This is a genomic window from Arenimonas sp. (genome assembly GCF_019459675.1).
Taxonomy (GTDB): domain Bacteria; phylum Pseudomonadota; class Gammaproteobacteria; order Xanthomonadales; family Xanthomonadaceae; genus Arenimonas.
Map to the genome: position 1 here is coordinate 1 of NZ_JAIBFH010000474.1, position 7,702 is coordinate 7,702.

The 7,702-nt window shown below is 70.2% G+C and carries 7 protein-coding genes; all 7 read right to left on the minus strand.

Going from position 1 to position 7,702, the window contains the following annotated elements:
- Nucleotides 1–148 precede the first annotated feature (148 nt).
- Nucleotides 149–1,129, minus strand: a complete 981-nt coding sequence (gene rarD / locus K0M70_RS15490; protein WP_290783502.1) for an EamA family transporter RarD — start codon at nt 1,127–1,129, stop codon at nt 149–151.
- Between the two features lie 99 nt (nt 1,130–1,228).
- Nucleotides 1,229–2,119, minus strand: a complete 891-nt coding sequence (locus K0M70_RS15495) for a hypothetical protein (RefSeq protein ID WP_290783505.1) — start codon at nt 2,117–2,119, stop codon at nt 1,229–1,231.
- Between the two features lie 63 nt (nt 2,120–2,182).
- Nucleotides 2,183–3,364 (minus strand): ABC transporter permease, encoded by a 1,182-nt coding sequence (locus K0M70_RS15500; protein ID WP_290783506.1) that lies wholly within the window; start codon nt 3,362–3,364, stop codon nt 2,183–2,185.
- Nucleotides 3,364–4,512: an ABC transporter permease gene (locus K0M70_RS15505; protein ID WP_290783509.1), complete on the minus strand. Its 1,149-nt coding sequence runs from the start codon at nt 4,510–4,512 to the stop codon at nt 3,364–3,366. The genes K0M70_RS15500 and K0M70_RS15505 overlap by 1 nt, the downstream gene beginning before the upstream one ends.
- A gap of 3 nt (nt 4,513–4,515) precedes the next feature.
- Nucleotides 4,516–5,208, minus strand: a complete 693-nt coding sequence (locus K0M70_RS15510; protein ID WP_290783510.1) for an ABC transporter ATP-binding protein — start codon at nt 5,206–5,208, stop codon at nt 4,516–4,518.
- Between the two features lie 4 nt (nt 5,209–5,212).
- A complete protein-coding gene (locus tag K0M70_RS15515; RefSeq protein ID WP_290783513.1) occupies nt 5,213–6,418 on the minus strand; it encodes an efflux RND transporter periplasmic adaptor subunit in 1,206 nt (401 codons plus the stop codon).
- A gap of 91 nt (nt 6,419–6,509) precedes the next feature.
- Nucleotides 6,510–7,702: leucyl aminopeptidase family protein (locus K0M70_RS15520; protein ID WP_290783516.1), on the minus strand; the 1,193-nt coding region annotated here is incomplete at its 5' end.

The window sequence follows — 7,702 nt, forward strand, 5'->3', positions numbered from 1 at the left end:
GCCGTGCGTGCCGGCGGCGACTGTGCGCCCACGGGGCGCGGCGCCCGGCGGTGGTCGAGCACGGCCTCTCGATAAAGTGCGGTGAAGGCGTCGGCGGAGTCCATGTGCAGCGATTAGCGCACGGCCGTCGCCCACCGACAAGCCGGGCTCACGGCCTGCGCTCGGACTCGTGCGGCGGCGCAGCGCCGTCGCAGGCGGGCACCTGTTCGGCGCAGTGTTCGCGTGCGGCCAGCGCGGGCTGCCGGCGCGAACGACGCCACCCGTCCACGCCGTAGATCGCCAGTGCGACCCAGATCGCACCAAAGCCGATGGCCTGCGTCCCGGTGAAGGCTTCGCCCAGCAGCCACACGCCGCCGATCAGCTGCAGCGTCGGCGCGATGTACTGCAGGATGCCCACCAGCGAATACGGGATGCGGCGCGCGCCGTAGGCGAAGCCGATCAGCGGCAGCGCCGTCAGTGCGCCGCCGAAAACAAGCAGGGCGTCGCTGGCCAGGTTGCCGTCGCCGAACGCCGCCACGCCCTGGCTGTGCGCGAAGCCCAGCCACGCCAGCGCCGGCACCAGCAGGAACAGGCTTTCGATCGCCAGGCCCGGCACGGCGTCCACGTTGGCCAACTTCCGGATCAGCCCATAGAAGGCGAAGCTGAAGGCCAGCGCCAGCGCGATCCAAGGCGGATCGCCGTGCAGCAGCGCAAGCCACAGCACGCCCAGTCCGGCAATCGCAACGGCCGCCCACTGCGCGCGGTTCAAGCGCTCGTGCAGCACCAGCACGCCGATCAGCACGTTCACCAGCGGGTTGATGAAATAGCCCAGGCTGGCTTCGATGACGCGGCCGTTGGTGACGGCCCAGATGTAGATGCCCCAGTTGAAACTGATGAACACGCTGCTGGCCAGCAGCATCCAGGCCACCCGCGGCCGCATCAGCGCCGTGCGCAGCCAGCCCCAGCCTTCGCGGATGACCAGGAACCCGACCACGAACAGCGCACACCAGACGATGCGGTGGGAAATGATCTGCATGGCCGGTACGTGCTTGAGCAGGTACCAATACAGCGGGAACACGCCCCACAGTACGTAGGAGGCGATCGCGGCGCTGAGGCCCTTGCGGTCGATGGCGGGTGGGGCTGCGTTCACTGCGTGGTCCGGACAGTGGCGCGGAGGGCCCGCGCCGGGCGCCGATTATCCGCCCAAGACCGGCGGCATGCCTGCAACGATGTGGTGCCTGCCGGCGGCTCAGCCCGCGCTGTGGAGGTAGGCCAGCATCAGCTGCCAGGCGCTGGTCAGCGTAGCCAGCACCACCCAGGCCACGGCCCAGCGCTCCCTGCGCGTGAGCGGCCGGCCGGGCTCGTCGGCCAGATCGGGCAGGGGGCTGGCTTCGGCGGCCGGCGCGTGGCGCGAGGCGGCCAGGAATTTCTTCGCCGCCGCGACCGCGATGCGCGGCTCGCAGTCCAGGCCATTGAGCGGCAGCCACACGGGGCCCACCGCGGCGCCCCGGGGGCGCGGGGCGCGGGAGAATCGCCGCACGATCCAGGGCAGGCGTTTCTCCAGTTCCGCCGGCGACGCCACTTCCAGCGCCAGCATGTGGACGGCCCCGTCCTCACCGCCGTGTTCGTGCTCCGCCAGCGACACCGAGCGAACGTCAGACCACGGCACCCGGCCCAGCCAGGCATGTTCCAGGCCGCGGACATGCATGACCAGCGCCGGCCGGCCGTCGTGCGGGAGCAGGGCGAGCATGCGCAGCGCACCTGCGCACAGCGCCGCGAACAGCAGCGACGAGAGCAGGGACATGGTGTCTTCGCGCAGCGCCACGGCCAGCGCCAGCATCAGCGGAATCACCAGCATCAGCAGCACCGCCAGGGCCCGCTGGCTGTCGCTGGGCCTTGCCTCGAAGCGGCTGGATGCCGGTTCGCGCCGGCGCCGCCATTCCCGGTCCGCCCGCAGGCGCCGGGAAAGGCGCCAGGCGTCGGCGACGGCCCATGCTCCGCCGACCACCAGCGCCGCCGGCACGAGGGTTGCCGGGAAGACCAGCGGCGCGCGAACCAGCTGCGTGATGCCCAGCACCACCATCGCCACGCACAGCGCCGACGCCATCAGCAGGCCGAAGCGGGCAAGCAGCAGGGCCATGCGAGGCTCCAGTGGATTCGCGCCGATTGTGGTTTGCCGCGGGCGGTGGCCGCAAGGCCGGGCTCAGCCGCGCAGGGCCGACGTGACCTGCATGCGCGCGGCGGGGATGGCCGGCAGCAGGCCGCCGACGAAGCCGATGAACAGCGACAGCCCCAGCCCCTGCATCACCAGCCCCGGCGTGACCGCGAACTTGAAGGCCACCTGGGTGAAGCCACTGCCCAGCGTGCTGACCGAATAGCCGTTGAAGAGTACGTAGGCCAGCAGCGCGCCCAGCACGCCGCCGGAAATGGCCAGGGCCAGCGCCTCGGCCATCACCGAGGCGATCACCGGCATCGCGCCGAAGCCCAGCGCACGCAGGGTGCCGATTTCGGCGGTGCGCGCCGACACCGCCGAATACATCGTATTGAGCGCGCCGAAGGTGGCGCCGATGGCCATCACCAGGGCCACGAAGCCGGCCAGCACGCCGATCACCGTGGTCAGCGTGCCGGACTGGCCACTGAAGAAATCGCGCTCGGTCTTGACGTCCACGTTGAGCTGGGGGTTCCTGGTCAGGCGCTCTTTCATCGGCTCGAAGCCATCGGTGCTGGCCAGCTTGGCCAGCACGGACGAGTAGCCGCTGCGGGTGAAGGCCGACTGCGCCCGTTCGGTGTCGGTGCCCAGCTCGGACTCGTGCGCGTCGCCGCCGGGGGAAAACACGCCCACCACGGTCCAGGTGGAGCCACGGAAACGCAGGGGCGTGCCGACATCCAGGCCCGCAAACTGATTGCTGGCCGCCTCGCCGACGATGATCTCGCGCAGGCCCGGGCGGAACTTGCGGCCTTGCACGATGCGGAGCTCCGGCCGGATGGTGAAGCCCACCGGCTCGACCCCGCGCAGCGTCACGTTGGCGCCGGTCTTCTGCCCGAAGCGCGGCACCTCGGTGATGATGATGATCTCGCCCGACGCCAGCGGCAGGCCGTCGGCGCCGCGGGCGATGGCCGGGTCCTGCTTCACCAGCGTGCCCGAGGCGCGGTCCAGGAAGCTGGCCAGTTCGCCGTTGGAGCCGCCGCGCGTCACCACCACGCGGTCGTCGCTGCCGGTGCCGCTGAGGGTTTTCTCCAGGCCCGCCGACATCGACAGCAGCGCCACCATCACCCCGACCACGCCGGCGATGCCGATCACGATCACCAGCGATGCGCCCAGGCGCTGGGGCACGCTGCGCAGGTTCATCATCACTATCTCGCGCACCTGGGTATACGTGCTCATCAGCGGCCCGCCAGTGCGTCGACGATCTTGATGCGCAGCGCGTGCAGCGCCGGCGGCACGCCCACCAGCACGGTCAGCACCAGCACGCTTATTCCGGCGATGGCCCACACCCGCAGGTCGGTTTCAATCGGGAATTCGGCCGGCAGGAACCGGGTGGAGAAGCTCGCCAGCAGCATGCCGGCCAGTGCGCCCAGGAAACAAAGCAGGAAGGCTTCGGCCAGCACCAGGCCCATCACCGATCGGTCGGTGAAGCCCAGCACCTTGAGCACCGCCAGCTCCGGCACGCGCTCGCGCACGCCCTGGGACATGCTCACCCCGGTGAGGAACAGGATCGAGAAGAACACCGCGCTGGTGATCAGGTTCACGATCAGGCCGATGTCGCCCAGCTGGCGCGCGAAGCCCAGCTGGAACTCCTGCTCACTCTGGGACTTGGTTTCATCGGGGGAATTCTCGAATTTCTCGTCGATCAGCGCCGCCACCCGTTCGGACGCGTCCGGGTCGTCCACCATCACCACGAACACGCCCGCCAGGCCCTTGCCGCCGGCGCGGCCTTCGTCGAACTGGCCGTAGTTGAGGTACATCAGGCCGGCGCGCTTCTGCCACTCGTCGTCGCGGCCGTCGAAGATGCCGGCCACTTCCCACTCCCAAACCCGCGTGCCGTCGGTTTTGGTCCAGATGAAGGAGGTGAGCGGGATCACGTCGCCCACCTTCCAGCCGAACTTGTCGGCCAGGTTGCGGCCGACGATGGTGCTGGTGCGGGTGGTGATGAAGCGGCGCCAGCTGTCCTCGTCCATCACCCACTCGGGGTAGGTGTCGCGCAGGCGCTGCGGGTTCACCGCGAACTGCGGGAAGAAGTTGCGCGGGTCCTGGTAGACGCCGCCGAAGAACTGCGAGTGCGACACCCGCGCCACGCCGGGAATGGCTTCGATCTGCGGCATCAGCCGCATCGGCAGCGGCTGGGTGAAGCTGGTGCGGGCCTGGGTGATCAGCCGGTTGGCGCCCAGGAAGTCGGCGCCGCCGTTGAACAGCGAGTTCACCGCCTGCAGCAGGCCCAGCAGCACGAAGGCGCACACCAGCGAGAACAGCGTGAGCGTGGTCCGGAGTTTCTTCCGGAACAGTCCCGCCCAGATCAGCCCGAGGTACTTCATGGCTCAGTGCGCCGGCGCTTCGTCAACCAGCGTGCCCTTGTCCAGGTGCACGGTGCGGCTGGCGTATTCGGCCGCCTTCGGGTCGTGGGTGACCATCACGATGGTTTTTCCGAACTCGCGGTTGAGCTGCTGCAGCAGCACCAGCACCTCGTCGGCGGTCTTGCGGTCGAGGTCGCCCGTGGGTTCGTCGCAGATCAGGATGCGCGGGTCGGACACCAGCGCGCGGGCGATGGCCACGCGCTGCTGCTGGCCGCCCGACAGTTCGTTGGGTTTGTGCCTGGCGCGATCGTCCAGGCCCACCAGCTTGAGCGCCACGCTGGCCCGGCGCGCGCGCTCGCCGGCCGACATCTCGGTCAGCAGCAGCGGCAGCTCGACGTTCTTCTGCGCGGTCAGCACCGGCATCAGGTTGTAGCTCTGGAAGATGAAGCCCACCGTGTTGGCGCGCCACGCCGCCAGCTGGTCGCTGCCCAGGTCGTCGATGCGCTGGCCGTCCACCCTCAGCAGCCCGTCGCTGGGCGAGTCCAGCCCGCCGATCAGGTTGAGCAGGGTGGTCTTGCCCGAACCCGAGGGACCCATCAGCGCCACGAAGTCCCCTTCGGGGATGTCCAGGTTGATGCCGTGCAGGACTTCCACGCGCTGCTTGCCGCGCACGTAGGCCTTGGTGAGGCCGCGGATTTCGACAAGGGTCCTGGCCATGGGCTTACTTCACCGCGACCTTGTCACCGTCGCCGAGTTTTTCCGACGGCGACAGCACTACGGTCTCGCCGCCGGCCAGGCCGGTGAGCACCTGCTGGTCGGCGTCGCGCTTTTCGCCCAGCGTCACGGCCACGCGGGTGGCGCGGCCCTCCGCCACGGTGAACACGTGCGAAGCCCCGTCCACGGTCACCACCGCGCGCTCGGGCACGAAGGCGCCGGCCAGCGGCGCGGCGTCGGGCTTGGCCTCGTCCAGGAAGCTCACGCGCACGCCCATGTCGGGCACGATGCGGGTGTCCTTGGACGTCAGGGCGATGCGCACCTTCACCGTGGCCTTGCTGCGGTCGGCGGTGGGCACGATGGCGATCACCTCGGCCGGGATCTTCCAGTCCGGATAGGCGTTCAGCACGGCCTCGACCGGCATCTTCGGCGTCACCCGACCGATGTAGGCCTCGTTGACGTCCACCTGCACTTCCAGCGAATCCATGTCCACCAGGGTGCCGATGCCGGTGCGGATGGAGCCGCCGCCGGCGCTGATGGGTGAAATCATCTCGCCCGGCTGAGCGGCCTTGGCGACGATGACGCCGGCAAACGGGGCGCGGATGATGGTGTTGTCCACGCTCAGTTCGGTGATGGCCAACTGGTCCTGGGCCACGCGCACCGCGCGCTGCAGGCTGTTGAGGCGGGCGGCGCGCGAATCGCGGTCGGCGATGGCCGCGTCGAGCGACGAGGCGGCCACCAGCTGGCGGTCGGCGAGTTCCTTCTGGCGCTTGAGCGTCTGGTTGGCGAGCGTGAGCTGGGCCTGGGCCTCGGCCAGCTGCGAGCGGGACGAGGCCAGCTGGGCGCCGGCCAGGTCGCGCTGGGCCTCGGCGTCGGCCGGGTCCAGGTAGGCCAGCACTTCGCCCTCGGCCACGCGCTGGCCCTCTTCGATCAGCACCTCGCGGACCTTGCCGGTGATCTTGGACGACACCGTGGCGATGCGCCGCGCGGTGACGTAGCCCGAGGCGTCCAGCACCGAGGCGGTGCCCAGTTCGGCGGCGGCCCGCGCCTGCGCGGTCTCCACCGTCACGGGGCGAGTGGACGAAAAGACCACGCCCAGCGCCACGATGATCGCGCCCACCGCAACCGGCACCAGCCAGCGCGGACGGCGCTTGTTCGCGGCGGGCCGGCGGTCGATGTGCAGCTGTTTGAGCAGGTCCTGCGACGAATCCATGGTGCGCTCCAAGACAAGGCCGGCGCAGTCTGCGACGGCCGGGGTCAGGGGATTGTGAGCCGCGGGGCGTCCCGCCGGGTACTGCCGGTTGTCACTTCTTGGCGAAACGGGCCTTGAGCAGCTGCCACGCGGCGCGCAGCCCCTGCGCCTCGCCGCCGGCGGGCTTGCCCGGGCGGTCGGTGTCGTTCCAGGAATACACGTCCACGTGCGTCCAGGCCTGGCCCTCGGGCACGAAGCGTTCGAGGTAAAGCGCGGCCGTAATGCAGCCGGCCATGCGCGACGGACCCGAATTGGCCACGTCGGCGATGTTGGACTTGAGGTAGCTCAGGTACGGGCGCCACAGCGGCATGCGCCACAGCGGGTCGCGCGCCTGCTGGCCCGCGGCCAGGTAGTCGGCGGCCAGCGCGTCGTCGCTGCAGAACAGCGCCGGCAGGTCCGGGCCCAGCGCGATGCGCGCGGCGCCGGTCAGCGTGGCGAAATCCATGATCAGGCCCGGCTTGGCCTCGGCGGCGTACGTGAGGGCGTCGCACAGCACCAGCCGGCCTTCGGCGTCGGTGTTGTCCACCTCCACGCTCAGGCCCTGGCGGGTGGCCAGCACTTCGCCCGGCCGGAACGCATCGGGGCCGATGGCGTTTTCCACCGCGGGCACCAGCAGGTGCAGGCGCACAGGCAGCTTCAGGCCCATCACCAGCTGGGCCAGGCCCAGGGCGTGGGCGGCGCCGCCCATGTCCTTCTTCATGTTGCGCATGCCGTCGCCGCCCTTGATGTTCAGGCCGCCGGTGTCGAAGCACACGCCCTTGCCGACGATGGCCAGCGCCGGGTGCGTCGGGTCGCCCCAGTGCAGTTCGATCAGGCGCGGCGCGCGGTGGCTGGCCCGGCCGACGGCGTGGATGGCGGGGAAGTTGTGCTTGAGCAGCGATTCGCCTTCGATCACGGTCAGGTCACCGCCGTAGGCCTGGGCCAGCCGCGCGGCCACGCCCTCGATCTCGGCCGGGCCCATGTGTTCGGTGGGCGTGTTGATCAGGTCGCGCACCAGGGTGCTGGCCTTGAGCATCGCGAAGGCTTCGGCGTGGTCGGCCTTCGACTCGTCCAGCACCAGCCGCGCAGGCTCGCGCGCGGGCTTGAGGTAGCGGTCGAACCGGTAAGCACCCAGGCCCCAGCCCAGCAGGGCCTGGCCCGGATCGATCCTGACGGGGGAATGGGGCGACAGGCGGTAGTTTCCCGCCGGCAGCGCCAGGGGCAGGGGCGCCAGCGCCAGCGGGTCGCCGGCGTCGGCGATGCCGG